The 24,784-nt window shown below is 72.5% G+C and carries 17 protein-coding genes; 13 read left to right on the forward strand and 4 right to left on the reverse strand.

Features of this window, described 5'->3' with window-relative positions; translation table 11 throughout:
* Positions 1-242: 242 nt before the first annotated feature.
* Positions 243-431, forward strand: coding sequence for a helix-turn-helix domain-containing protein (locus EDC50_RS16890; RefSeq protein ID WP_374321236.1), 189 nt, complete (start codon positions 243-245; stop codon positions 429-431).
* A 187-nt stretch (positions 432-618) separates the two neighbouring features.
* Here the strand turns inward: EDC50_RS16890 and EDC50_RS10720 are convergent, their stop codons facing one another.
* Positions 619-1,581, reverse strand: coding sequence for an IS1595 family transposase (locus tag EDC50_RS10720; RefSeq protein WP_025297891.1), 963 nt, complete (start codon positions 1,579-1,581; stop codon positions 619-621).
* A 701-nt stretch (positions 1,582-2,282) separates the two neighbouring features.
* On the opposite strand from EDC50_RS10720, the gene EDC50_RS10725 reads away from it, so the two are divergent.
* Positions 2,283-3,605, forward strand: a complete 1,323-nt coding sequence (locus tag EDC50_RS10725) for an Nramp family divalent metal transporter (RefSeq protein WP_123770484.1) — start codon at positions 2,283-2,285, stop codon at positions 3,603-3,605.
* A 14-nt stretch (positions 3,606-3,619) separates the two neighbouring features.
* On the opposite strand, the gene EDC50_RS10730 is transcribed toward EDC50_RS10725, so the two are convergent.
* Positions 3,620-6,040 (reverse strand): TonB-dependent receptor plug domain-containing protein, encoded by a 2,421-nt coding sequence (locus tag EDC50_RS10730; protein ID WP_123770485.1) that lies wholly within the window; start codon positions 6,038-6,040, stop codon positions 3,620-3,622.
* Between the two features lie 211 nt (positions 6,041-6,251).
* Between EDC50_RS10730 and EDC50_RS10735 the strand changes: the two genes are divergently transcribed.
* Positions 6,252-6,713: a DUF3574 domain-containing protein gene (locus EDC50_RS10735; RefSeq protein ID WP_123770486.1), complete on the forward strand. Its 462-nt coding sequence runs from the start codon at positions 6,252-6,254 to the stop codon at positions 6,711-6,713.
* A 69-nt stretch (positions 6,714-6,782) separates the two neighbouring features.
* Here EDC50_RS10735 and EDC50_RS10740 read toward each other — a convergent pair whose 3' ends face one another.
* Positions 6,783-7,454: an ArsR/SmtB family transcription factor gene (locus tag EDC50_RS10740; protein ID WP_123770487.1), complete on the reverse strand. Its 672-nt coding sequence runs from the start codon at positions 7,452-7,454 to the stop codon at positions 6,783-6,785.
* Between the two features lie 73 nt (positions 7,455-7,527).
* Here EDC50_RS10740 and EDC50_RS10745 point away from each other — a divergent pair, with 73 nt between their 5' ends.
* The 9 genes from EDC50_RS10745 (at position 7,528) to EDC50_RS10785 (ending at position 20,136) form a co-directional block, all read left to right on the forward strand.
* On the forward strand, positions 7,528-8,541 hold the full coding sequence (locus EDC50_RS10745) for an alpha/beta hydrolase (protein WP_123770488.1): 1,014 nt from the start codon (positions 7,528-7,530) through the stop codon (positions 8,539-8,541).
* Positions 8,542-8,730: 189 nt separating this feature from the next.
* Positions 8,731-10,926 (forward strand): MGH1-like glycoside hydrolase domain-containing protein, encoded by a 2,196-nt coding sequence (locus EDC50_RS10750; protein ID WP_123770489.1) that lies wholly within the window; start codon positions 8,731-8,733, stop codon positions 10,924-10,926.
* Between the two features lie 172 nt (positions 10,927-11,098).
* Positions 11,099-11,809, forward strand: a complete 711-nt coding sequence (locus tag EDC50_RS10755; protein WP_242002937.1) for a TorF family putative porin — start codon at positions 11,099-11,101, stop codon at positions 11,807-11,809.
* Positions 11,810-11,820: 11 nt separating this feature from the next.
* Entirely contained in the window at positions 11,821-11,913 is a 93-nt protein-coding gene (locus EDC50_RS10760; protein WP_123770491.1) for a potassium-transporting ATPase subunit F, read from the forward strand.
* A 91-nt stretch (positions 11,914-12,004) separates the two neighbouring features.
* Positions 12,005-13,732, forward strand: a complete 1,728-nt coding sequence (gene kdpA / locus EDC50_RS10765) for a potassium-transporting ATPase subunit KdpA (protein WP_123770492.1) — start codon at positions 12,005-12,007, stop codon at positions 13,730-13,732.
* Between the two features lie 81 nt (positions 13,733-13,813).
* Positions 13,814-15,874, forward strand: a complete 2,061-nt coding sequence (gene kdpB / locus EDC50_RS10770; RefSeq protein WP_123770493.1) for a potassium-transporting ATPase subunit KdpB — start codon at positions 13,814-13,816, stop codon at positions 15,872-15,874.
* 40 nt (positions 15,875-15,914) lie between these two features.
* Positions 15,915-16,532 carry a potassium-transporting ATPase subunit KdpC gene (kdpC, locus tag EDC50_RS10775; protein WP_123770494.1) on the forward strand — a complete coding sequence of 206 codons (618 nt, stop codon included), beginning with the start codon at positions 15,915-15,917 and terminating at the stop codon, positions 16,530-16,532.
* 130 nt (positions 16,533-16,662) lie between these two features.
* Entirely contained in the window at positions 16,663-19,332 is a 2,670-nt protein-coding gene (locus EDC50_RS10780; protein ID WP_123770495.1) for a sensor histidine kinase, read from the forward strand.
* 93 nt (positions 19,333-19,425) lie between these two features.
* Positions 19,426-20,136, forward strand: coding sequence for a response regulator (locus EDC50_RS10785; protein ID WP_123770496.1), 711 nt, complete (start codon positions 19,426-19,428; stop codon positions 20,134-20,136).
* A 108-nt stretch (positions 20,137-20,244) separates the two neighbouring features.
* Here EDC50_RS10785 and EDC50_RS10790 read toward each other — a convergent pair whose 3' ends face one another.
* The gene (locus EDC50_RS10790; protein ID WP_123770497.1) at positions 20,245-21,921 is read right to left on the reverse strand and encodes a trehalase family glycosidase; all 1,677 of its coding nucleotides are present in this window, start codon (positions 21,919-21,921) and stop codon (positions 20,245-20,247) included.
* Between the two features lie 298 nt (positions 21,922-22,219).
* On the opposite strand from EDC50_RS10790, the gene EDC50_RS10795 reads away from it, so the two are divergent.
* Positions 22,220-24,745 carry a TonB-dependent receptor gene (locus tag EDC50_RS10795; protein ID WP_123770498.1) on the forward strand — a complete coding sequence of 842 codons (2,526 nt, stop codon included), beginning with the start codon at positions 22,220-22,222 and terminating at the stop codon, positions 24,743-24,745.
* Positions 24,746-24,784 lie beyond the last annotated feature (39 nt).

Below are 24,784 nucleotides of genomic sequence, written 5' to 3' on the forward strand. Positions count from 1 at the left end.
TGCGCATCATCCGCGGGCTCAGTCCGGCGCTTGCGGCCCTGGTGGCACGCTATCTGCTGGTCGAGGCACGCAGTTCGCAAGCCGAGTTCGTGATTCCCGACCACCTTGCGCATGCCGACCCGATAGTGGAGCGCTTCGAGTGCTGGGCCAGAAGTCGGCTCGCGAAGGGGTTCTCGCTGGCCGAGGCGGCGAGCGCCGCGGGCACAAGCGAGCGCACCTTGGCGCGGCGGCTGCAAAGCGTTTTGGGTAAGACACCGCTGTCGTATTTCCAGGACCTGCGCGTGGAACATGCCGTCCATCTCTTGCGCACCGGAAACGCCAGCGTCGACCAAGTCGCCGCGCAGGTCGGGTACTCGGATGGGGTGACCCTGCGGGCCCTGTTGCGCCGCAAGCTGGGCCGGGGTGTCAGGGAGTTGCGACGCGGTGGATGACCAGAGGCGTTTGGTGTATGTACAGCTGGAGACCGCCGGGAAACTGACGCAGGCCAAACGGCGCATTTGGACCTGACAAAACTACTGCCCGCAACGGCACGCAAGCTCCAGTTTGACCCCGGACACCGTTTTGCTGGCAACGCCGTGGTTGAGCAACTCAATACCTTGACCTGATTAGCCCCGACCCTCAGCCATGAAAATTGCTCGCAGCGCGCAAGACCGGCTCGGGGCAAGGCTTGCAGCGCAGCATGGCGGTGGCCAGTCGCGGCAGCATCTCATGCAGGCGGAAGCGACGGTTGAACCGGTAGGCGGCTTCGGCCAGGTAGCGCCGCGCGTACTTGGCCTGGCGGATGGCGTGGTAGGTGCCGTTGATGGCGCGCTTGACGTTGCCCAGCAGCACGTTCACCCAACGCGCGCCCGGCGCCTCGGTGGCGGCACGGCCGCCGCCGGTGTCCAGCGTGGTGTGGGCGTGGCCGGCGTCTTCGAGCCGGCGGAAGCAGGCCAGACCGTCGGTATAGGTCTCGCACCCGGGCGCCAGGCGCCGTGCGATCCAGTCCTCGAGCGAGACGTTGTCGAAGCTGCGCACCGGCTCGATCACGGCCAGGCTCGGCGCGGCGAAGCGGGCGTCGGTCTGCACCGCGATCACGAAGGGTTGCTTGCCCTCGGCACCGCGCCCGCGCTTGCCGCCGTTGCGCTCGCCGCCGAGGTAGGCATCGTCGATCTGCACGAAGCCATTGAGCCGCCGGGGTTCCTCGCGCTCGGCCATGGCCTGCATGATCTTGTGCTTCATCCGCCAGGCGGTCTTGTAGTTGACTCCCAGGTGGCGCATCAGCTCCAGCGCGGCGAGATTGGTCTTGGTCGCGGTCAGCAGGTGCAGGGCCAGCAGCCAGGTGCGCAGCGGCAGCTTGGTGCCCTCGAACATCGTGCCGGCGGTCAGCGTGGTCTGGTGCCGGCAGGCGCGGCACTGGTAGTAGACCGTCGTCCCGCGCCGAAACCGCGAGCGGGCCCGTCCAGTGCAGGCCGGGCAGCGGAAGCCTTGCGGCCAACGCCACTGGTACAGGGCACGGTAGCACTTGGCCTCGGTGCCGTAGCGGGCGATGAACTCGGCCATGGACAGGCCAGCCTGGAACTGCACGGAATTGATGCTCATGACGCCACCTCGTCGCCTTCAGGTGGCCGTATGCTCGGCGGTGGGCGACGCACATCCTGCGACTGGCGGCTGAGGGTCGGGGCTAATCAGGTTCTCTGAAGCCCCACGGCTTGCGATCCTGTTCGGAATCCGGGTTGGACGTTGGTGAGGACTCCGCCACCACCGAATTCCAGCAGAACCCTCGGGCTCGTCGATCCCGAGGGTTTTTTGCATCTGCGCCGCGATGGCGGCCGCGGAGCGCCAGGTCGCCCTTCCCTCCTTGCTCGAGCGCCCGGGTCCGACACCCGGCATGGCCGCGCCATGCGTCGAAGGACCGTGCCCGGACGATACGACGGCCGGAACGGAGGTCGGCCGGCGAGGCCCGCCGCCAGGTCGCGGCCGAGGTCGATGCGTCGGCACCGGGCGCGCCACGGCGCCTCGACCCGGACGAGGCCGCAGGACTGCACGCCGCACCGCGTGGAGCAACTGCACGCCGGCTGCAGGCGCGCAGCACCCGATCGGCGCCGCGCGGGGCCGCCGCGGGCGCGACTTCCGCGGCGGCCGGGCCGCCGCTGCGCGGCCCCTGCGCCGCGCGAGCCCGCGCCCACGCCTGCATCACTGCACGGTACGGCCCTCGCCCGCGGGGCTCTGCGGCGCACCGCCGACGGCGCCTTGACCGGGGCGAGCTTAGGCTGCGAACCCTTCCGACGCAGCGAGGCGCCATGTCCGGCACGAAGACGCGGTCCGCTCCGCACGAGCCGGACGAAGCACCTCGCAAACAGGGCCTCCTGCACAGCATCGGCAGCGGCGTGATCACCGGCGCCGCCGACGACGACCCGTCCGCGATCGGCACCTACGCCAGCGCCGGCGCGAAGTTCGGCTTCGCCTTCCTGTGGATAGCGCCGGTGCTGCTGCCGATGATGTACCTGGTGGTCTATCTGTCGGCCAAGCTCGGCCGGGTCTACGGCAAGGGCCTGTTCGCCGCGGTTCGCGACCGCTATCCGCGCTGGATCCTGTATCCGGCCATGCTCGCCGCGTTCGTCGGCAACATCATCGAGGCGGCGGCCAACCTCGGCGGCATCGGCGCCGCGCTCAACCTGCTGATCCCGCTGCCGGTGACCGCGCTGGTCGCGCTCGCCGCGCTGGCGGTCTTCGCGCTGCAGATGCTCGGTTCGTACCGCCTGCTGCGCAAGGTCTTCAAATGGCTGGCGTTGGCGTTGTTCGCGTACGTCGGCGCGGCGCTGCTGGCCAAGCCGGACCCCGCGGCGGTGCTGCGCGGCACGCTGGTGCCGAGCTTCCGCTTCGACGCCGAGTTCCTGACCATGGTCGTCGCCTGCATCGGCACGTCGCTGTCCGCCTACATCTTCACCTGGCAGTCGAACCAGGAAGTGGAGGAGCAGATCGCGCAAGGCCTGCGCAAGGCTTCGCAGCGGCGCGGCGCCACCCGCAAGGAGCTCGAGCGCACCCGGCGCGACGTGATCGTCGGCATGACCTTCTCGAACGTCATCCTCTACTTCATCCTGCTCTCCACCGGCGCCACGTTGCACGCCTCCGGGCAGACCGGGGTCGAGACCGCCGCCCACGCGGCCGCCGCGCTCGAACCGCTGGCCGGCAAGGCGGCCGGCCTGCTGTTCGCGCTGGGCATCATCGGCGTGGGCTTCCTCGCGGTGCCGGTGATGACCATCGGCGCCGCGTACGACCTGGCCCAGGGGCTCGGCAAGAAGAGCACCCTGCACGCCAGCTTCGCCGAGGCCAAGTTCTTCTACGTCACGGTGGCGATCGTCACCGTCGTCGCGGTGCTGCTGAACTTCCTCGGCTTCAACCCGATGAAGGCGCTGGTGTGGTCCGGGATCGTGCAGGGGTTCTCGGTGCCGCCGTTGCTGCTGCTGATGCTGCTGATGACCAACGACCGGCGGATCATGGGGCCGCGCACCAACGGCCGCGTCACCAATTTCCTTGGCTGGACCACGGTGGCGGTCACCTTCGCCGCCGCCGCGTGCCTGGTGTACACGCTGGCCGCCGGCGCTGGCGCGCACGGCGGCTGAGCGCCCGGCACGGTTCAGAACGTGTAGCGGATCCGGGCGTAGTAGTACGCGCCGTTGCTGCCGATCGGCGACAGCACGTCGTACGGCAGGTTGCCGAAGTAGTAGATGTCCTCGTTCGACAGGTCCGGGTATTCGTCGGTCAGGTTGAGGCCGCCGAGCGCGACGCTCCAGTTCGGGCCGAAGCGGTACTCGACCTCGGCGTCGAGCTGCCACTCCGCGCCGTAGGTCTGCTCCGGCTCGTAGCCGCCGCCGAAATTGAACACGCGCTTGGCGCTGCCGTGGCGGCTGACCCGCCCCAGCAGCGTCCAGCGGTCGTCGCTCCAGTTCGCGCCCAGCGTCGCGCGGGTGCGCGGCGCCGCATCGGTGAGGGTGTTGCTCTCCTCCACGCCGAACAGCACGTAGCCGGGGTCGATGGCCAGCAGTTGCGCCGGGGTGGCCGCGACGCGCTCGATCTCGGTCTTGGCGTAGCTCCAGGTGCCGGTCAGCAGCAGTTGCCCGTCGCCCAGGCCCTGCCGCCAGTTGGCGACCAGCTCGCCGCCTTCGGTGCGGGTGTCGGCGGCGTTGACGAAGAAGCTGGCGCTCTGCACGCCCGGCAGGCCGAACCGTTCCAGCACGAACCGGGCCAGCGCGTCGCCGCTGATGCGTTCCGTCAGCGCGATGCGATCGTCGATGTCGATGCGGAACAGGTCGAAGGACAGGTCGAAGTGCTCGCCGACGCGGCTGGTGAAGCCCAGGCTGAGGTTGACCGACTTCTCCGGCTCGAGATCCTGCGCGCCCAGCGCGCGCGCGATCGGGTTGTCGACCGAGAGCAGCCGCCCCTGCAGCAACTGGCCGGCGGCGTCGTAGCCGGTGGAGGTGGACTCGAAGCCGATCTGGCTGAGCGACGGCGCGCGGAAGTTGTTCGACAGCGAGCCGCGCAGGGCGAACGCGGGCGCGAACTCGTAGCGCGCGGCCAGCTTGCCGGTCAGTTCGCCGCCGAAGTCGTCGTAGCGCTCGTAGCGGGCGGCGACGTCGGTGAACAGCTTCTCGCCGAACCGGCTGCTGAGCGCGGCGTACACGCTGGCCACGTCGCGGCCGAGGTCGGCGGTGTCCTGCGGCGTGAGGCCGCCGCCGGCCTGGGCGCCGGTCGGGCGGTCGGTGTACGGGCCGGCCGCGTACGAGGCCGGGTCGCCGGCGCCGGTCTCGTAGTCCTCGCGGCGCAACTCCGCGCCCGCGGCCAGGGCATGCGCGCCGAGGACGCGGCTGAGGTCGAAGTTGAACAAGCCCTGCCGGAACGCGTAGTCGCCGCTCTTGAAGCGGGTCGGGCTTGCGGGCCCGAGCGAGGCGTTGAGCGAATCGCGCAGCCGGTAGGTGAAGTCGTTGCGGCCGTAGTTGAGGCTGGCGTCGTAGTCCCATTCGCCCCATTGCCCGCGCAGGCCGGCCACCAGCGCCACGTCGCGGTTCTCGCCGATCGACACCGGGCGGTAGCCCTGCGGATGGACCTCCTTCCAGTTGGACGCGCCGTCGGGGTAGCGGAAGTAGTTCGCGCCCTCGGTATCGCTCTGGTGGAAGGTGCCGAACGCGTACAGCTCGGCGGCGGCGCCGACCGGCAGCTCGCCGTTGAACCAGCCGTCGATGTCCTTGGCCTCGCCGTCGCCGAGCACGTAGTTGCGGCGCCCGGCCAGGGCGAGGTTGTCCGGCGTCTGCTCCTCGAACACCGGGATGCGGTCGAAGCCGGCGCGGTTGGTGCCGTTGCGCTGCCTGTACTCCAGGCCGAGGCGGAGGAAGCCGCCGTCGCCGCCCAGCGGGGTGCCGACCTGCCCGGCGAAGTAGCCGGTCTGGCCGTCGGTGACGGTGCGGCCGATCGGCGCCACGCCGGTGTGGTGCGCGCCGTAGCTGAGCTCGAGCGAACCGCCTTCCGCCGCGTCGGCGAGGATCACGTTGATCACCCCGGCCACCGCATCGGAGCCGTACTGCGCGCCGGCGCCGTCGCGCAGCACCTCGATGCGCTCGATCGCGCTGAGCGGGATCGCGTTGAAGTCGACCGGCGTGTTGCCCTTGCCGATCTTGCTGTCGGTGTTGACCAGCGCGCTGGTGTGGCGGCGCTTGCCGTTGACCAGCACCAGCACCTGGTTCGGGCTGAGCCCGCGCAGCTGCGCGGCGCGCACGTGGTCGGCGCCGCCGGAGTTGGACTGCCGCGGGAAGTTGAACGACGGCAGCAGCGCCTGCAGTGCGCTGCCCAGCTCGCCGCCCAGGCCGGCCTGGCGCAGGTCCTCGGCGGTGAGCACGTCCACCGGCGAGGTGGACTCCAGCACCGTGCGGTCGCGCGCACGGGTGCCGGTGACGATTACGGTGTCCAGCTCGGTGGCGTCGCCGGCGGCGTCCTGGGCGAAGGCCGGCACGGCGAGCGCGACGGCGATGGCGGCGACCAGCGGCGCCACGGTCGGACGGAACATGGGAACTCCTGTGCGATGGGGAGGGCGGACGGGCGCGCGGCGCACGGCCCGGGCCACGCCACTCGCTATCGATCCGGATGGAGCGATATTATCGCCCGCCGGCCGCCGAACGCCGCGCCGGCATATGCCGTCTGCCCATCTGCATATGCCGAGGCCTCATTTCGGGACGGCGCGGTCGGCACCGATCCTCTTCTCCCCTACGGAGCCGCCGATGCGTACCGCCCTGCTCGCTTCCGCTCTCGCGCTGCTGCTGTCCGCCTGCGCCACCGCGCCGCCGGCGTCGTCCCCCGCGGCCGCCGCGACCTCGAGCCTGCAGGGCGACGCCGCCCGGCCCGCGCAGGCGCAGGGCTGGGTCCGCAGCGAGCTGTACTTCGGCGTCGGCACCGAAGGCGACGCCGCGTCGGCGATCAGCGAGGCGCAGTGGCGTGCCTTCCTCGACCGCGAGGTGACGCCCCGCTTCCCCGACGGCCTGACGGTGTTCGACGCCTACGGCCAGTGGCTGTTCCGCGGCCGGCAGGGGCCGGAGCGCCTGAACTCCAAGGTGCTGGTGATCCTGCACGAGGACACCCCGCAACGGCGCGGGGACATCGAAGCGATCCGCCTCGCCTGGAAGCGCGCGAGTGGGCACCAGTCGGTGCTGTGGGCGCGGCAGCCGGCCGACGTCTCGTTCTGACCGGCCTCGGCCTGTCCGGCGCGCGCTCGACGCGCTCGTACGCACCCGGCTCGTGCCGAGCCGCGACCCTCAATACGGCGCCAGCCAGTCGGCCAGCGCCCGCTCGCCGGCTTCGGTCACCGACAGGGCGCGGGAGTCGCGCCGCTTGCGCAGCCAGCCTCGTGCCAGCAGCGCTTCGAGCAGGGACGCGCCGAGCTGGCCGGCCAGGTGCGGGCGGCGTTCGCTCCAGTCCAGGCAAGGCCGTACCGGCGGCCGCCGCGCCGTCGCGTCGGGCAGCGCGATGCCCAGGCGCGCGAAGCCGCGCTGGCCTTTCCCGGTGAGCCGCCATGGGCCGTCGGCCGCGATCCACCCGTCGGCGCGCCAGCGCCCCGCCAGCTCGACCGCGATCTCGCCGGCCAGGTGGTCGTAGCACGTCCTCGCGCGGCGCAACGCCAGCGCCGCAGGGCCGGCGCGCGGCGCCTTCGCCGGCGCCGAAAGCGCCATCAGGGTTTCCAGGGCGTGCGCCACTTCCTCGCCGCGCAGGCGGTGGTAGCGGTGCCGGCCCTGCTTCTCGATCGCCAGCAATCCGGCGTCGACCAGCTTGGCCAGATGCCCGCTCGCGGTCGGCGGCGCGATGCCGGCGGCGCGCGCCAGCTCCCCGGCGGTGCGGCTGCGGCCGTCCATCAGCACCGCCAGCATCAGCGCGCGCGCCGGATCGCCGATCAGGGCGGCGACGCGCGCCAGCGAAGGGCCTGCATCCATAGTTCGGCTCCCACCGAAACATGAGCGTGGGAGCGAGCCTAGCATCCCGCACGGTTTCCGCGCGGAGGCGGCGATGAAGCGGCGAGACGTACTGAAGTGGCCGGCATGGGCCATCGCGGCGGGCGCATGGCCCTGGCAAGCCGGCGCGTCGGCCGCGGCGGACCTCCGTCGCGAACGGCTGCCCTGGCGCCACGACGGGGAGACCCTGCACCTGGCCGTGGTCCGTCGGCCCGGACCGGGGGACGCCGTGCTGTACGTGCATGGCGCCACGTTCCCGGCGGCGCTGTCGGTCGGCTGGCGCATGCAGGGCGTCTCCTGGCTCGACCGGCTGCAGGCCGCCGGCTTCGACGCCTGGGCCTTCGATTTCGCCGGCTATGGCGGCTCGGACCGGCCGCGGGCGTTCGCCGGCGACGCGTTCGCGCATCCGCCGTTCGGCCGTTGCGAAGCCGCGGCGGCACAGATCGCGACGGTACTGCGGCACATCCGCCAGGCGAGGCCGGGCGTGCCGATCCACCTGGTTGCGCATTCGTGGGGCACGCTGCCGGCGCAGCGCGCGGCGATCGCGCTCCCCGAATGGGTGGATCGGCTGGTGCTGTTCGGCCCGCCGGTGGTGCGCGAAGGCGAACGCGACCCCCAGCGCCAGCCGGCCTGGCGACTCGTCAGCGCGGCGCAACAGCGCCCGCGCCAGCGCACCGGCCTGCCGCCGGAGGCGCCTACGCCCGTCGACGATGCGGAGCTGGAACGCTGGTGCAGCGCCTATCTCGCTACCGATCCCGAGTCCGCGAGCCGCGCCCCGCACGCGGTGAAGATTCCCAACGGCCCGGCGGCCGATCTCGCCGAGCTGTGGGCGGGACAGCCGCTGGTCGACCCCGCGCGCATCCGCCAGCCGACCCTGATCGTGCGTGGCGAATGGGACCACGTCACCCGCGACGAGGACGCGCGGCGCCTGTTCGACCGGCTGACGGGCGTGCGCGACAAGCGCGACGTGAAGATCTCGGGCGGCAACCACTGGCTGCATCTGCAGCCGCGGCGCACCGCGCTGTGGGCGGAGACGCTTTCGTTCCTGCGCGAGGACGCAGTGCGATAACCGGTTGCCCGAGCCGCGGCGCCTTCGATCGCGAGCGGCCGCGTTCCATCGGCCGCTCCACGGCGCCCGTCCTCCGCCCGCCATCGCAGGCCCGCAGGCAGCGCTCGCGTGCCGGATCGCCGCGGGCGATCCGCCCGCGACGCCGGCTGTAGTTGAATCGCGACGTCCCTCCCGGCCAAGGAGCCCGCCGTGCGCCGTTCGCTCGCCCGCCTGCTCGCGTTCGCCCTGCTGTGCCCGGCCATCGCGCCGGCACGCCCCCCGCCGACGACGGAGCTGCCGGTCTGGAGCACGACCCAGGCGCGGCAGGACCGCTACGTCGCCGCGCACGGGCTGCGCGCGTTCGCCGGTGGCTATTCCGAGGACGGGCTGGAGTTCTGGGCGCCGCCGCTGCAGATCGCCGACGGCTACCGGCTGGACTTCGCGCTGCCGCAGCGCGACGCGGTCGCGGGCATCGGGCTGCTCGCGGCGGTGGAGGTCGATCCGCTCGGCGTCACCCGCCTCTACCGCGGGCCGGGCTTCGAGGTGCGCGAGCGCATCGAGACCCGCGACGGGCGGCCCGGCGCGCGCGTGCGGCTGCGCGTGCAGGGGCCTGCCGACGTGCGCCTGGTGGCGCGCTTCCGCCCCTCGCTCGACCTGATGTGGCCGGCCGCGGTCGGCGGCCAGGAGATGGCCTGGGACGCGCGCGCCCACGGCTTCCTGCTGGGCGAGCCGAGCCGCCGCTTCCGCGCCTTGATCGCCTCGCCGCAGGCCACGGAACACAGCCAGGCGCGCAACAACGATCGCCGCGGCGGCCCGTTCCGGCGGCCGTTGTTCCTGCGGCTCGCACCGCAGCCCTGCGGCGGCGACGCTCGCTGCGCCACGCTGGTCTTCGCCGGCCAGAGCGAGGCGGACGAGGACGTGCACGCGACCGCCGACGCGCTGCTGCAGGCGGACGAGGCCCCCGCGGCCGAAGACCGGGCGCGCTTCGATTTCTCCCGCCGGCTGACGATCACGACGCCCGACGAGGAGGTCGACCGCGCACTGCGCTGGTCGCAGATCGCGCTGGAGCAGGCCTGGACCTGCAACGCGCGGCTCGGCTGCGGCCTGGTCGCCGGCCATGGCCCGTCGCGGGGCGCGCGCCGGCCCCAGTATGCGTGGTACTTCGCCGGCGACGGCCTGCTCGGCACGCGCGCGCTGATCGCGCAGGGCGAGTACGCCCGGGCGGCGCAGGAGCTCGACTTCATCCTGCGCTACCAGCATCCCGACGAGGGCACGATCTGGCACGAGATGTCGCACAGCGCGCCGTTCCTGGATTGGGCGCGCGACTACCCGTACATGTACGCGCACGTCGACATCACCTTCGATTTCCTGGGCGTGCTCGCCGAGTACGCGCGCGCCAGCGGCGATCGCGCGTTCCTCGCCCGGCACTGGCCGGCGGTGCTGCGCGCGTGGCGCTATTGCCTGTCGACCGTGGACCCGCGCGACGGCCTGCCGCGCATCCCGGCGGACAAGACGGGCGGCAACGAGCAGGACCCGCTCGGCGACGAGCTGACCCTGTCCGCGGCGTGGGTGGCAGCGGCCCGCGCGATGTCCGAACTGGCCGCGCGAATGGGCGACGAGGCGCTGAGCCGCCGGGCCCGCGCCGCGGGCGAGCGCGCGCGCGCCGCGCTGCGGCCGCGCTATCGCGACGAGCGCGAGCGGCGTTGGATCAGCGGCTACAGCCGAGCCGGCGCGCCGATGGAAAGCTATGCCAGCGCGGACCTGGCGGCGGTGACGTTGGGCGCAGCGACCGCGGAGGAAGCCGCACGGACGCTCGATCGGCTGCAGGAGCCGGCCTATCTCACCGCCTGGGGCCTGCGCAGCAAGCCCGCCGGCGACGCCGACTACGATCCCGACGCCTACGCCAAGGGCAGCGTCTGGAGCCACGGGACCGCGATCGCCGCCGGCCTGCTGTGGCGGCAGGGCCGCGCCGCGCAGGCGTGGGCGCTGTGGCGGCGGCTGGTGCCGTGGACCTTAGTGGATTCGCTCGGCCACTTCCACGAGGTGATGCAGGGCGACGCGTTCGAGCCGCAGCGCGAATCGGTGCCGGAGCAGACCTGGTCCTCGGCCGCGTTCCTGAGCGCGGCGATCGAAGGCCTGCTCGGCCTTCGGAGCGAAGCGGACACGCGCACGCTGCACTTCGCCCCGCAGCTGCCGCCGGAGTGGCAGCGCGTCCGCATCGAGCACGTCCGCATCGGCGAGGACCGCGCCTCGCTGGAATGGCGCCGCGAGAACGGCGTGCCGACGCTGACCGTCGATAACGCCGGCCCCGCGTTCCGCCTGCTCTGGAGCGAAGGAGCGGACGCGGCGCGGCGGACCGTCGGACGCGAGGTTCCGCCCGGCCGCACGCGCCTGCAGTTCCGCTAGCCGCCGCGCCGCCGCCTGGCGCCCGCGCGGCCGGCGCCCGGCGGAAGCGGCCGTGGCCGGGCCCGGCTTTACGCACAATTTATGCGCCGCGCCCGGGTTCGGAATGGAGGTTTTACGGCGGCGGTTTCGAGAATGGCGCCGTGGCCGATCCGGCCCCGTTCCGCCGCACGACATGCCCCCGTCTCCATCTCCTTTCCGCCCGCGCGCGCTGTCGCGCGCAGCATGCGCGCTGGCGCTGCTGTCCGCCGGCGCCTCGCACGCCGCCACCGTGAGCGGCAGTGCCGCCCTGACCAGCGATTACGTCTGGCGCGGCACCACCCAGACCGCGGGCGATCCGGCGCTGCAGGCCGGCTTTCGCTACGCCGGCGACAGCGGCGCGTACGTCTCCGCCTGGGGATCGAACGTCGAGTTCGCCCCCGGAACGCGGGCCAGCAGCGAATTCGACCTGGCGCTCGGCTGGTCCGGCGCGGTCGCGCCCGGCTGGTCGCTCGACCTCAACCTGCTGCGCTACCAGTATCCGTCGGCCACGATCGACCTGAACTGGAGCGAGCTCGCCGCCACGCTCGTCCACCGGGACGCGTACTGGCTCGCGCTCGCCTACTCGCCGGATGCGCTGGGCGGCGACGGGCGCGGCCTCTACGCGCAGATCGGCGCGAAGCTGCCGCTGGGCGCGCGATTCCGCCTCGAAGCCGCCGCCGCTCGCTACGACCTCGCCGCCTACGACGGCTCCTACCTGCATGGGCAGTTCAGCGGCGTGTGGACGCTGAAAGCGCCGCTGGAACTGCGCGTGACCGCGCACGCCACCGATTCCGCCGCCGAACGCATCTTCGGCGGCGACAACGCCGGCGGCCGCATCGAAGCGGCGCTGCAAGCGTCCTTCTGAGGAGACCCGAAATGTCCGCCTGGCTCGCCCTGGTCTGCGGCGTGGCGACGGTCGTCGCCGCCGCGTACCTGCTCTACGCGATCTTCCGCCCCGAAGACTTCTGAACCCAGCGCGCCTGTACGGCGAAGCCCCGGCTCGGCGCGCTGCGCGCTTGCCCGCGCCGGCCCGCCGTGCGGCGCCGACGAGGAACTCCCGATGACCGAAGCCCTGTTCGTTCTCCTGCTGGCCGTGGCCCTGGGCTGGCCGCTCGGCCGCCATCTGGCGCGGGTGCTGCGCGGCGAGCGCTCGCGCCTGGACCGCCTGTTCGGGCCGCTCGAGCGCGCGATCTACCGCGCGCTCGGCACCGATCCGCGGCGCGGCATGAGCTGGCGCGGCTACGCCAAGGCGTTCGCGTGGAGCAACCTGGCCGTGGGCGCGATCGTGTGGCTGCAGTTCATGGCCCAGGCCTGGCTGCCGCTCAACCCCGACGGCGTGCCCAACCTGCGCTGGGACACGGCGCTGCACACGATGGTGTCGTTCCTCACCAACACCAATCAGCAGCACTACTCGGGCCAGGCGCAGCTGAGCTACCTCTCGCAGATGGTCGCGATCGTCGGCCTGCAGGTGGCCACGCCGATGATGGGGCTGGCGATCGCCGCGGCGACGCTGCGCGGCCTGTTCGGCGCCCGCCCGCGGGCGGCGGAGGCCGGCACCGCCGCCGGTCGCGGCGCGACCGACGGCGGCGAGCGCGACCTCGGCAACTACTGGGCCGACGTGACCCGCGCCACGCTGCGCTTCATGCTGCCGCTGTGCCTGCTGTGGACCGTGCTGCTGGCCTGGCAGGGCGTGCCGGCGACACTGCGGGCCGGGCCCACGCTCGCGCCGCTGGATGCGAGCGCGGGGATGCAGGCGCAGAAGATCCCGCTCGGGCCGGTCGCGCCGATGGTCGCGGCCAAGCAACTGGGCACCAACGGCGGCGGCTGGTACGGCCCGAACAGTGCGATGCCGCTGGAGAACCCGACGCCGCTGTCGAACCTGCTGGAGACGCTGGCGCTGGTGCTGGTGCCGGTGGCCGTGGTGTTCATGATCGGCCCGTTCACCGGCCGGCGGCGGCTGACCGCGCTGGTGTTCGGCTGCATGCTGTCGATGTCGCTCGCCTCCGCCGGCCTGGCGATCGGGTCGGAGGGCCATTCCGCCACGGCCGCCGGCGCCGCGCTGATGGAAGGCAAGGAAACGCGCTTCGGCGCCGACGCCTCGGCGCTGTGGGCGGCCCTGACCACCCAGACCAGCAACGGCTCGGTCAACGCGATGCACGATTCGCTGGCGCCGCTGACCGGCGCCGTCGCGATCGTCGACATGCTGATCAACGCGATCTGGGGCGGCATCGGCTGCGGCCTGCAGCAGTTCCTGGTGTATCTGCTGCTGGGCGTGTTCCTGGCGGGGCTGATGACCGGCCGCACGCCGGAACTGGGCGGGCGCAAGATCGAGGCGCCGGAAGTCCGCCTGCTGGCGCTGCTGGTCCTGCTGCAACCGGCGACGGTGCTGGGCCTGAGCGCGATCGCGGTGGCCTTTCCCGCGCTGGCCGGCAACTCCAACCCGGGCTTCCACGGCCTCGGCCAGGTGTTCTACGAGTATGCGTCGGCCTTCGCCAACAACGGCTCCGGCTTCGAAGGCCTGGGCGACGCGAGCCCCTGGTGGAACCTCAGCTGCGTCGTCGCGCTCGCGCTGGGCCGCTATCCCGCCCTGCTGGTGCCGCTGGCGGTGGCCGGGCGGATGGCGAAGAAGCGCGTCGCCCCGGAAGGCGCCGGCACCCTGCACGTGGAGACGCCGACCTTCGCGCTCACCCTGATCGCGGTGATCGCGATCCTGACCGTGCTGCAGTTCCTGCCGGCGCTGGTGCTGGGGCCGATCGCCGAACATCTGACCCTGGCGGCACGCGCCTGAGCGTCCGCCACCGAACGCAGTCCGCGGCCCCGCAACCGCGCGCCGCGGTTCCCGATCGACGAGCAACATCGGAACGAAACGATGAACCAAGCCACCGTCCCTTCCGACCCGCACCTGGGCGCGCGGCGCCGCCGCTCGCTCGCCGGCCTCGACGCGGCGGCGCTGCGCGCGGCGCTGGCCGATTCGGTGCGCAAGCTGGCGCCGCGGCGGGCATCGAAGAACCCGGTGATCGCCGTGGTGCTGCTCGGCACCGCGCTGGCGGCGCTGATCACCGCGGCCACGCCCGGCCCGCGCGGCTTCGGCCTCGCGGTCACCGCGATCCTGCTGCTGACGGTGCTGTTCGCCAATTTCGCCGAAGCGGTGGCCGAGGCGCGCGGCCGCGGCCAGGCGGCCTCGCTGCGCGTGGCGCGGCGCGACCTGGTCGCGCGCAAGCTCGAAGGCGCGGGCCGCGAAACCCGCGTGCCGGCGGCAACGCTGCGCCCGGGCGATCGGGTGATCGTCTCCGCCGGCGAGTTCGTGCCCGCCGACGGCGAGATCGTCGAGGGCCTGGCCACGATCAACGAAGCCGCGGTCACCGGCGAGTCCGCGCCGGTGCTGCGCGAGGCCGGCACCGACCGCTCCGGCGTGATCGGCGGCACCCGGGTGCTGTCGGACGAGATCGTCGTGCGCGTCGGCGCCGAGCCGGGCCACGGCTTCCTCGACCGCATGATCGCCCTGGTCGAAGGCGCGAACCGGCAGAAGACCCCGAACGAGATCGCCCTGACCATGCTGCTGGCGGCGATGACCCTGAGCTTCCTGATCGTGGTCGCCACCCTGCCTGCGCTGGCGGGCTTCGTCGGTGCCCCGCTCGACCCGCTGCTGCTGATCGCGCTGCTGGTGTGCCTGATCCCGACCACGATCGGCGGCCTGCTGCCGGCGATCGGCATCGCCGGCATGAACCGGGCCTTGGCCGCGAACGTGCTGGCCAAGTCCGGCAAGGCGGTGGAAGTGGCCGGCGACGTCGACGTGCTGCTGCTGGACAAGACCGGCACGATCACCCACGGCGACCGCCAGGCGACCGCGTTCCACCCGCTCGCCGGGGTCGATCCGGAACGGCTGCGCGACGCCGCGCTGCTGTCGTCGCTGGCCGACCCGACCCCCGAAGGCAAGTCGATCGTGCGCCTGGCGCGCGAACAGGGCAGCCCACCGGTCGAACCGGCGGCCGCGCGCTACGTGCAGTTCAGCGCCCAGACCCGCATGTCCGGCGTCGATCTCGACGGCGGCGCGCGGATCGTGCGCAAGGGCGCGGGCGACGCGATCGCCGCCCACGTGCGCGCGCTCGGCGGCGAGGTGCCGGCGGAACTGGCCGCGCGCGTCGAGCAGGTCGCGCGGGCCGGCGCCACGCCGCTGGTGGTGGCCGAGGGCCGGCACGCCCTGGGCGTGGTCGAGCTGTCCGACGTGGTTAAGCACGGCGTCCGGGAGCGCTTCGCCCGGTTGCGCGCGATGGGCGTCAGGACCGTGATGATCACCGGCGACAACCCGCTGACCGCCGCCGCGATCGCCGCCGAGGCCGGGGTCGACGACTTCGTCGCCGAAGCCCGGCCCGAGGACAAGCTGGCCCGCATCCGCGCCGAACAGGCGGCGGGGCGGCTGGTGGCGATGGTCGGCGACGGCACCAACGACGCGCCCGCGCTGGCCCAGGCCGACGTCGGCCTGGCGATGAACTCGGGCACCCAGGCGGCCAAGGAAGCCGGCAACATGGTCGACCTGGACAGCGACCCGGCCAAGCTCCTGGCGGTGGTCGAGGTCGGCAAGCAGCAACTGATCACCCGCGGCGCGCTGACCACGTTCTCGCTGGCCAACGACGTGTCCAAGTACTTCGCGATCCTGCCGGCGCTGTTCGCCGCCGCGGTCCCGTCGATCGCCGCGCTCGACGTCATGCACCTGTCCGGTCCGCGCAACGCGGTGCTCGCGGCGCTGATCTTCAACGCGCTGATCATCCCGGCGCTGATCCCGCTGGCGCTGGCCGGCGTGCGCTTGCGTCCCGCCGGCGCCACCGCGCTGCTGCGCCGGAACATGCTGCTCTACGGCGTCGGCGGCGTGCTGCTGCCGTTCGCCGCGATCAAGCTGATCGACCTGGCCCTGGTCGCGCTGGGCCTGTGAACGGCTCGATCCGATCCCTCTTTCCCGAAAGGCGATCCCCATGAACGTCCACGACGGTTCCCCGCTCCCGGCTGCCGTGCCGCTCGACGACCGCGTGCCGCTGCGCGCGCCGGTCCTGTTCGCCACGCTGGTCCTGCTCGGCTGCGGCCTGCTCTACTCGCTCGCCGGCACCGCGCTCGGCCGCCTGCTGTTCCCGCACCAGGCCACCGGCAGCCTGGTCTTCGTCGACGGCCGTGCGCGCGGCTCGGCGCTGGTCGCGCAACCGTTCGCCGATTCCCGCTACTTCCGCCCACGCCCCTCCGCGGCCGGCTACGACCCGATGGCCGCCGCCGGCAGCAACCTGGCGCGCAGCAACCCGGCGCTGCACGAACGCATCGCCGCGCTCACCGCGGAGGTCGCCGCGCGCGAGGGCGTCGCGCCGGCGCAGGTGCCGCCCGAGCTGGTCACCCGGTCCGGCAGCGGCCTCGATCCGCACCTCTCGCCGGAGGCCGCGCGGGTGCAGGTGGCGCGCGTCGCCCGCGCGCGCGGGCTCGCTCCCGCGCAAGTCGCGGCCCTGGTGGCCGAGCACACCGAGGAGCCGGCGCTCGGCCTGTTCGGCCGGCCGCGGGTCAACGTGCTGGAGCTCAACCTGGCGCTGGACCGCAGGGAAGCGCGCTGATGCCGCGGCCGGTATTCGCCGCATCGCCGATAAGCCCCGCCTGGGCCCCCCGCCCACGCTGCCGCGGACGCGAGCGCCTGCGCCGGCCGCGCTCCGCCCGCGCGCGGGGAAATGACGCGAGAATGCGCGCATGAGCGACGCCCGCGACGTCCAGGCCGATGCCCTGATCGGCGAACTGCAGCGCCAGGGCGCCGGCCGCCTCACCGTGTTCCTCGGCGCCGCGCCCGGGGTGGGCAAGACCTACGCGATGCTGGGCCGCGCGCGCGAGCTGCGCCGGCGTGGGGTCGACGCGGTCGTCGGCGTGGCCGAGACCCACGGCCGCGGCGAGACCGCCGCGCTGCTGGACGGGCTGGAGGTGTTGCCGCGCAAGCGGGTCGAATACCGCGGCCACGCGCTCGAGGAAATGGACCTCGACGCATTGCTGGCGCGCCGCCCGCAGGTCGCCGTGGTCGACGAGCTGGCGCATCGCAACGCGCCCGGCAGCCGCCACGAACGCCGCTGGCAGGACGTGATGGAACTGCTCGACGCCGGCATCGACGTCCATACCGCCGTCAACATCCAGCACCTGGAAAGCCTCAACGACGTGGTCCACCGCATCACCGGGGTGCGCGTCGCCGAAACGGTGCCGGACGCGGTGTTCGACCGGCTGCGCGACATCGTCCTGGTCGACCTGCCGCCGCGGGAGCTGATCGAGCGCCTGCAGCAGGGCAAGGTCTACGTGCCCGAGCAGGCCGCGCACGCGCTGCAGGCGTTCTTCTCGCCGAGCAACCTCGCCGCCCTGCGCGAACTGGCGATGCAGACCGCCGCCGACCGCGTCGACAGCGACCTGCGCGAGGCGCAGCTCGCGCGCGGCCTGCCCGGCGTGCCGCTGCGGCGGCGGGTGCTGGTGGCGATCGACGGCCGCGGCCAGTCCGAGTACCTGGTCCGGGTCGGGCGCCGCCTCGCCGAGCGCCGCGACGCGCCCTGGACCGCGGTGACCGTGCAGACCGGCGCCGGCACCGACCCCGCGCGCCAGCAGGAACTCGACCGCGCCTTCGCGCTGGCCCGCCGCCTCGGCGGCGAGGTCGCGACGCTGCACGGCGACGGCATCGTCGACACCCTGCTCGGCTACGCCGCGCAGGCCGGCGCCAGCGCGATCGTGCTCGGCCGCACCCGCGAACGCCCGTTCGCGCGCATGTTCAACCGCACCCTGACCCAGCAGCTGCTGCAGCGCGGCGCGCACTACGAGCTGACCATCGTCGGCACGCCCGAGGCGCGCGCCCGCGCGCGCCGCGCGCTGCGCCCGCTGCAGGGGCTGCTCAACCGCAGCGACGCGGCGCTCGCGGTGGCCGCGGCGGTGCTCGCGACCGCGCTCGGCTGGGCCACCGAGCGCTGGATCGGGCTGGACGATCTGTCGATGGTGTACATCGTCGCGGTGGTGCTGGTGGCGGCGCGCACGCGCATGGCCGCGGCGGTGCTGGCGGCGGCGCTGTGCTTCCTCGCCTACAACTTCTTCTTCATCGATCCGCGCTACACCTTCTTCATCGGCGCCCGCCAGGGCGTGGTCACGGTGCTGCTGTTCCTGATCGCGGCGCTGGTCGCCGGCCGGCTGGCCTCGAGGCTGCGCATGCAGGTGCTGGCGTTGCGCGCGGCCAACGCGCATGCCTCCGCGCTGCAGACGCTCGGCCGGCGACTGGCCGCGGCCGCCAACCTGGGCCAGGTGCTGCAGGCCGGGCGCGACGCGCTGCGGCGCTCGCTCGGCGCCGAGGTGGCGATCCGCATCGGCGCCGGCGATTGGCACGGCGACGGCCCGCCGACGCAGGAGAAGGACCGCGCCGCCGCCGACTGGGCGCTGCGCCATCGCCAGCCCGCCGGCCGCTACACCGACACCCTCGCCGGCGCGGAATGGTGGTTCCTGCCGCTGCCCTTGGACGGCGCGGACGGCGTGGCCGGCCTGCGTTTTCCGCCGGAACGGCACCGGCTCGGCCCGGAGCAGCGCCGCCTGGCCGAGGCCATGGCCGAGGACATCGCCCAGGCCGCGGTGCGCACGCGCCTGGTGGCCGACCTGGAGGACGCCCGCGTGAGCGGCGAGACCGAACGGCTGCGTTCGGCGCTGCTGTCGTCGGTGTCGCACGACCTGCGCTCGCCGCTGGCGGCGATCATCGGCGCGGCCAGCAGCCTGGACAGCTACGCCGGGGCGATGAGCGAGGAGGACCGCCACGGCCTGCTCGACACCATCCGGGTCGAGGGCGAGCGCCTCGACCGCTACATCCAGAACCTGCTCGACATGACCCGCCTCGGCCACGGCGGACTGACCCTCAACCGCGACTGGATCGGAGTGGCCGAACTGATCGGCTCGGCGGCCGCGCGCCTGCAGCGGTACACGCCGCAGGCGCGCTTCGAGATCGCGGTGCCGCCGGACCTGGCGCCGCTGTGGGTGCATCCGGCGCTGATCGAGCAGGCGCTGTTCAACGTGCTCGAGAACGCGGTCAAGTTCTCGCCTCCGGGCGCCACGGTGGCGATCGACGCGCGCGAGCACGCCGGCGCGCTGCGCATCGACGTGCGCGACCGCGGCCCGGGCATCCCGGAAGAAGAGCGCAAGCGCGTCTTCGACATGTTCTACAGCGTGGAGCGCGGCGACCGCGGCCGCCAGGGCACCGGCCTGGGCCTGGCGATCTGCCGCGGCATGGTCGGCGCCCACGGCGGCAGCGTCGAAGCCCTGCCCGGCCCCGACGGCCGCGGCACGATCGTGCGCATCGTCCTGCCGCGCATCGAGCCGGAGCGGCGCGGAGCGGGGCCCGGGGCGCGGGGCCCGGCGTAGCGACGCCACGCGTGCGGGGACGCAAGCGCAGGCCGCCGCCGCGCTCGCGCGGGCACGCGTGACACGGTCCCCGCAACCCCGGAAACTCAATGCATGAGCGAACCGAGCAAGCCCGCCGCTCCGCCGCCGCGGATCCTGGTGATCGACGACGAGCCGCAGATCCGTCGCTTCCTCGACATCAGCCTGCGCGCGCAGGGCTACGCGGTCCGGCTGGCCACCGGCGGCCAGGCCGGACTCGAGGCGCTGGCCGTGCACGGCGCGGACCTGGTGATCCTCGACCTCGGCCTGCCCGACCGCGACGGCCGGGAGGTGCTGGCCGAACTGCGGCAATGGTCGTCGGTGCCGGTGATCCTGCTGACGGTGCGCTCGGACGAAGGCGAAAAGGTGCGCGGCCTGGATGCCGGCGCCAACGACTACGTGACCAAGCCGTTCGGCGTGCAGGAGCTGATGGCGCGGGTGCGCGCGCTGCTGCGCTCGCACGCCGCGCCCGCGGAGGCGCCGCCGGTGTACGACGACGGCCGCTTGCACGTCGACCTCGCCCGCCGCGAGGTGCGGGTGGACGGCGCGACGGTGGCGCTGAGCCGCAAGGAATACGCCCTGCTGGCGCTGCTGGTGCGCAACGCCGGGCGCGTGGTCACCCAACCGCAGTTGCTGCGCGAACTGTGGGGGCCGACGCACGAGCACGACACCCACTACCTGCGCATCCTGGTCGGCAAGCTGCGGCAGAAGCTCGGCGACGACCCGGCCGCGCCGCGCTGGATCGCGACCGAGCCGGGCGTCGGCCTGCGTTTCCTCGGCGGTTGAGGGCCATCGGCATCGCCGCGCCGGCCCGGACGAGCCGCCTCGCAGGCGCGCCGCGTTCCGCGCCGGGCGCGTGCCGCCGCAAGCGGCGTTGCGGGCGCGCCGGACAGCTCACCGCGCCTGCGCCGCCGCGGGTTCGCGCCGGGGCGCCGCGGTCCGCTCGATCAGCTCGCGCAGCTTCAGGTAGACGCCGTTGCTCCAGCCGAACCCGACGACGTTCTCGCTGTAGCCGACGCTGACCTCGACGTCGGCATCGCCGCTGTCCATGTTGTATTTCTCGCGGATGGTGCCATCGTGCGCAAGCGCGCGGTCGATGGTCGCGGTGAACTTCTCCGCCAGGCGCCGGGCGTCGTCGCGGAAGCCGTACGCCTCCAGGCCGGAGATCGCGAGCCAGTGGTTCGGCGCCCAGCCGAACGGCGCGTCCCACTGCGCCCCGCTCTCCTCGCCGCTCATCGCCAGGCCGCCCCTGCGCTCGAACAGCGCGAGCTTGCCGCGCAGCGCTTCGGCCTGCGCCGGCGAGGCCAGCCCGGCCCACAACGGGTAGAAGGTGGTCACGTACGGCGCGGGATTCGGCTTGCCGCGGACGAAGTCGTAGTCCAGGTACATGCCCGCCTCGGCGTTCCACAGGTAGCGCTCGATCGCCGCCTTGCGCGCCCCGGCGAAGCCGTCGTAGCGCCGCGCCTCCGCGGCCTTGCCCAGGCGCCGGGCGAACGCACCCAGCGTCCGCTCGTAGCGGTACAGCAGGCTGTTGAGGCAGACCGGCGCATGGTGGTGGGTCAGCCCGGCGAACGGGCCGAAGTGGAAGTTCACGTCGAAGCCGGATTCGCGCATCGCGCGGTCGCCGAGGTAGAAATCGGCGCTGAGCCGGCGCCCCTGCGACCAGGCCTGCGCGCACACCTGCGAAGCCCGCACGTCGCAGCTGCGCGTCTTCAGCCGTTCCGCCTCCGCGTCGTCCGGGTGCTCCGAGGCCTCGACCAGGAAACCGGGATCGCGCTGCGGATGCGCGACCAGCCAGTCGATCACCCGGCGCAGGTAGCCCGCGTCGCGGAACTCCAGCACCGGCCCGGCGCCGTAGTCGAAGTAGCGCGCCAGGCCGGTGCCGCCGGCGCGGTGCTCGGCGCGCAACCAGGTGGCGTGGTCGCGCACGAGCTGCGGCCAGGCGCGCGCCAGCCAGGCGTCGGCCTGCTTGCGGTCGGGGAAGCTCGCCGGGTCGTCGAGCACCGCGCGCACCATCTCGGCCAAAAACGGCGGCTGCGCCCGGGTCAGGTAGTAGCTGCGGTTGGCGTTGAGCATGCCGCCGTAGTGCTCGACCTCGAACAGCGCGTTGTCGACCATGTCCCGCGCCAGCGCCTCGCGGTCGTCGGCGAGCAGGCCGAGCACGATGAAGTAGCTGTCCCAGCCGTACATCTCGTTGAAGAAGCCGCCCGGCACCACGTAGGGCTTGGGCACGTACAGCAGGCCCTGCCGCGGCAGCTTGCCCGGGTCGACGTCGCCGACGCGCTCGATCCGGCGCGGCAGTTCGCGCACGTCCACGCCGCATCGCCGCGCGATCGCATCGATGCGCGCGTCGCGCGGATAGCCGGCCGGCAGGTACAGCACCGGGCGATGGTCCATCTTCTCGTCGCCGAACGAGGAGCAATCGTCCATCGACCGCGTCAGCGTGGCCCAGCCGCGCTCGATGTAGGCGCGGGTCTGCGCGGGATCCGGCTGCGCCGGCTCGCGCGCCTGGGCCGGAAGGGCCAACGCGAGCGGCAGCGCAAGTCGGGCGATGAACGGAGTCCAGGTCATGCTGCGTCACCTCGCAAAGTGAAGGGCCGGGCGCAATGGCGCGGCCGATCGTTCCGCATTTGCCGCAGCGGCGCCAGGCCGGCGCGGGCGATAGCGCTAACACCGCGCGCTCCCGCCGCGATCACCGCCGCGGCCTATACGGAGCGTTCACCCCGGCTGGTGCTTTTTTGCACCGCAGCGTGCCAGACGACCGCCCCCAGCGCCTATGCTCTTGCGCCGGCTGCCCGCGGCCGCGATTACACAATGACAGCGCTGTCAGTTTTTTCGACGTCATCACAATCTTCGGAGAGGGGAGATCATGTGCAGACTGAACACGAACCGTTACGCGCTCTCGGTGGCCATCGCCATCGCCCTGTCGCCGTGGTGCGCGCAGGCGCAGACGCCGCCCACGGAACCGCCCGCCGCCGCCGCCCAGGGCGCGACCGCGCCGGCCGCTGACGAGCGCGGCGCGCGCACCACGCTCGACACCGTGGTGGTGACCGGTACCGCCACCTCCGGCGGGGTGAAGAAGCTCGAAGCCAGCTTCAACATCGTCACCGCGAACGAGGAGGAGATCCGCCAGGCCAATCCCAAGAGCACCGCCGACCTGCTGAAGATCTCGCCGGGCATGTGGCCGGAATCCACCGGCGGCCAGACCGGCGCCAACATCGAGATCGCCGGCTTCCCCGGCGGCGGCGACGCGCCCTACTTCTCCACCCTGCTGATGGGCTCGCCGCTGTACGGCATGCCGACCCTGTCGTTCTTCGAGACCACCTCGATGTTCCGCCTCGACGACACCGTCGCCTCGGTCGAGATCCTGCAGGGCGGCCCCTCGGTGGTGTTCGCCGACGGCCAGATGGGCGCCACCGCGAACTTCTTCCTCAAGACCGGCTCGGAGACGCCCAGCGGCAGCGTCGGCATGACCTATGGCGACGAGGGCCTGTGGCGGCTCGACGCGTTCTCCGGCTTCAAGATCGCCGAGGGCTGGTACGGCAGCGTCGGCGGCTTCTGGCGCGAGTCCGACGGCGTGCGCGACCCGCAGTTCAAGGCCGACAAGGGCGGGCAGATCACCGCCACGCTGTCGCACGAGTTCGACGGCGGCAACTTCGTCCTCTACGCCCGTTACCTCAACGACAAGAACCAGTTCATCACGCCGATCCCGCTGATCCAGGAAGGCCGCGACGAGTTCCACCCCTACCCCGGCTTCGACCCGCTGACCGGCACCTACAACAGCAAGCACCTGCAGCACGTGTTCCTGCCGACCTACCCCGGCGGCGGCAAGCAGGTCGATCTCGCCGACGGCCGCGGCGCCGACATGTTCTTCTTCGGCGGCAACTTCGACCTCGACCTGGGCAACGGCTGGACGATCAGCGACAAGTTCCTGTACGACGAGGGCGACATGGACACCAACGCCCTGTTCTCCAGCTTCAACCCGGTGACGCTGGCGGAGATGCTGTACGGGGTGGACACGCCGGGCGGGTTCGAGCTGCCGGCCGGCTCGGCCACCGCGACCTACGTCGGCGGCGGCACCGTGCCGCTGGACCGCAGCGTGATCGCCCAGGGCTGGTGGCACATCCACAAGTACCTGAAGAGCTTCAACAACGACCTGCGCCTGAGCAAGGAGCTGTTCGAGGGCAACACCCTCACGATGGGCTTCTACATCAACAGCTACCGGATGAACGACAAGTGGTCGCTGGGCAACACCATGCTCATGACCAACGAGCCCAACGCGCGCCCGATCACGGTCAGCTACGTCGGCGAGGACGGCGTAGTGCGCTACCGCACCGACCCGCAGGGCTTCTCCGACTTCGGCGGCTTCCACATCCACCAGTACGGCCGCGCCACCAACATGGCGATCTACCTGTCCGACACGTGGCGGATCGGCAAGTGGCTGCTGGACCTGTCCGGGCGCCTCGAGAACCAGGACGCGACCAACAACGTCTGCAACCTGCGCAACGTCGACCTGGACGGCGACCCGAACACGCTGTACGACAACGCCACCCCGGTCTGCGACGGCACCTATACCCGCAACCACTACAAGAAGTCGCATCCGTCCTGGACCGCCGGCGCGAACTATGCGTTCACCGACCGCATGTCCGCCTACGGCCGCGTCAACACCGGCGGCCACTTCCCGGACTTCGACAACGGCATCCGCAGCGCCGGCGGCGCGGTGCCGCTGCAGCGCATCCGCAACTACGAGATCGGCTTCAAGTACCAGTCCGACTGGCTGTACGCCGACATCAGCGCCTACCGGCGCAAGTTCACCGGCCTGCAGTACCAGCCGACCGACGGCGAGGGCACGCCGGTCGGCTCGCCGCGCTTCTACGGCTCCGATTCCAAGGGCGTGAACTTCATCGGCGCGCTGACCCCGACCGACGCGCTGCGCATCCAGCTGGTGGCGAACTACCTGGACGGCGAGTACACCGACTACGACGCCTGCCTGCCCTACGTCGACATCAACGGCGGGGAAAACTGCGCGCCGATCGAGGGCCAGCAGCTGCAGCGCCAGCCCAAGCTGCGCTACATGATCACGCCGAGCTACCGCTTCGACCTGCCCTGGGGCGACATCACCCCGTACGTGACCTACACCCACGTCGGCGACCATACCCAGGACCAGTCGGGCCTGCAGCAGCTGGGTTCGTACCACACCGTGGACTTCGGCGTGACCGCGAACATCGGCTACAACTGGCAGATCAACCTGCGCGGCACCAACATGACCGACGAGCTCGGCCTGACCGAGAGCAACTCGCGCATCTTCGGCGCCGCGACCACCAGCAACAACGTGCTGCTGGCGCGCCCGCTGGAGGGCCGCGAGGTCAACCTGCAGGTCAAGTACCTGTGGTGATCGCAACGCCGGGCCGGGCGCTTCCTCCGCCGGAGCGCC

The organism is Vulcaniibacterium tengchongense (assembly GCF_003814555.1).
In the GTDB taxonomy this organism is placed as follows: domain Bacteria; phylum Pseudomonadota; class Gammaproteobacteria; order Xanthomonadales; family Xanthomonadaceae; genus Vulcaniibacterium; species Vulcaniibacterium tengchongense.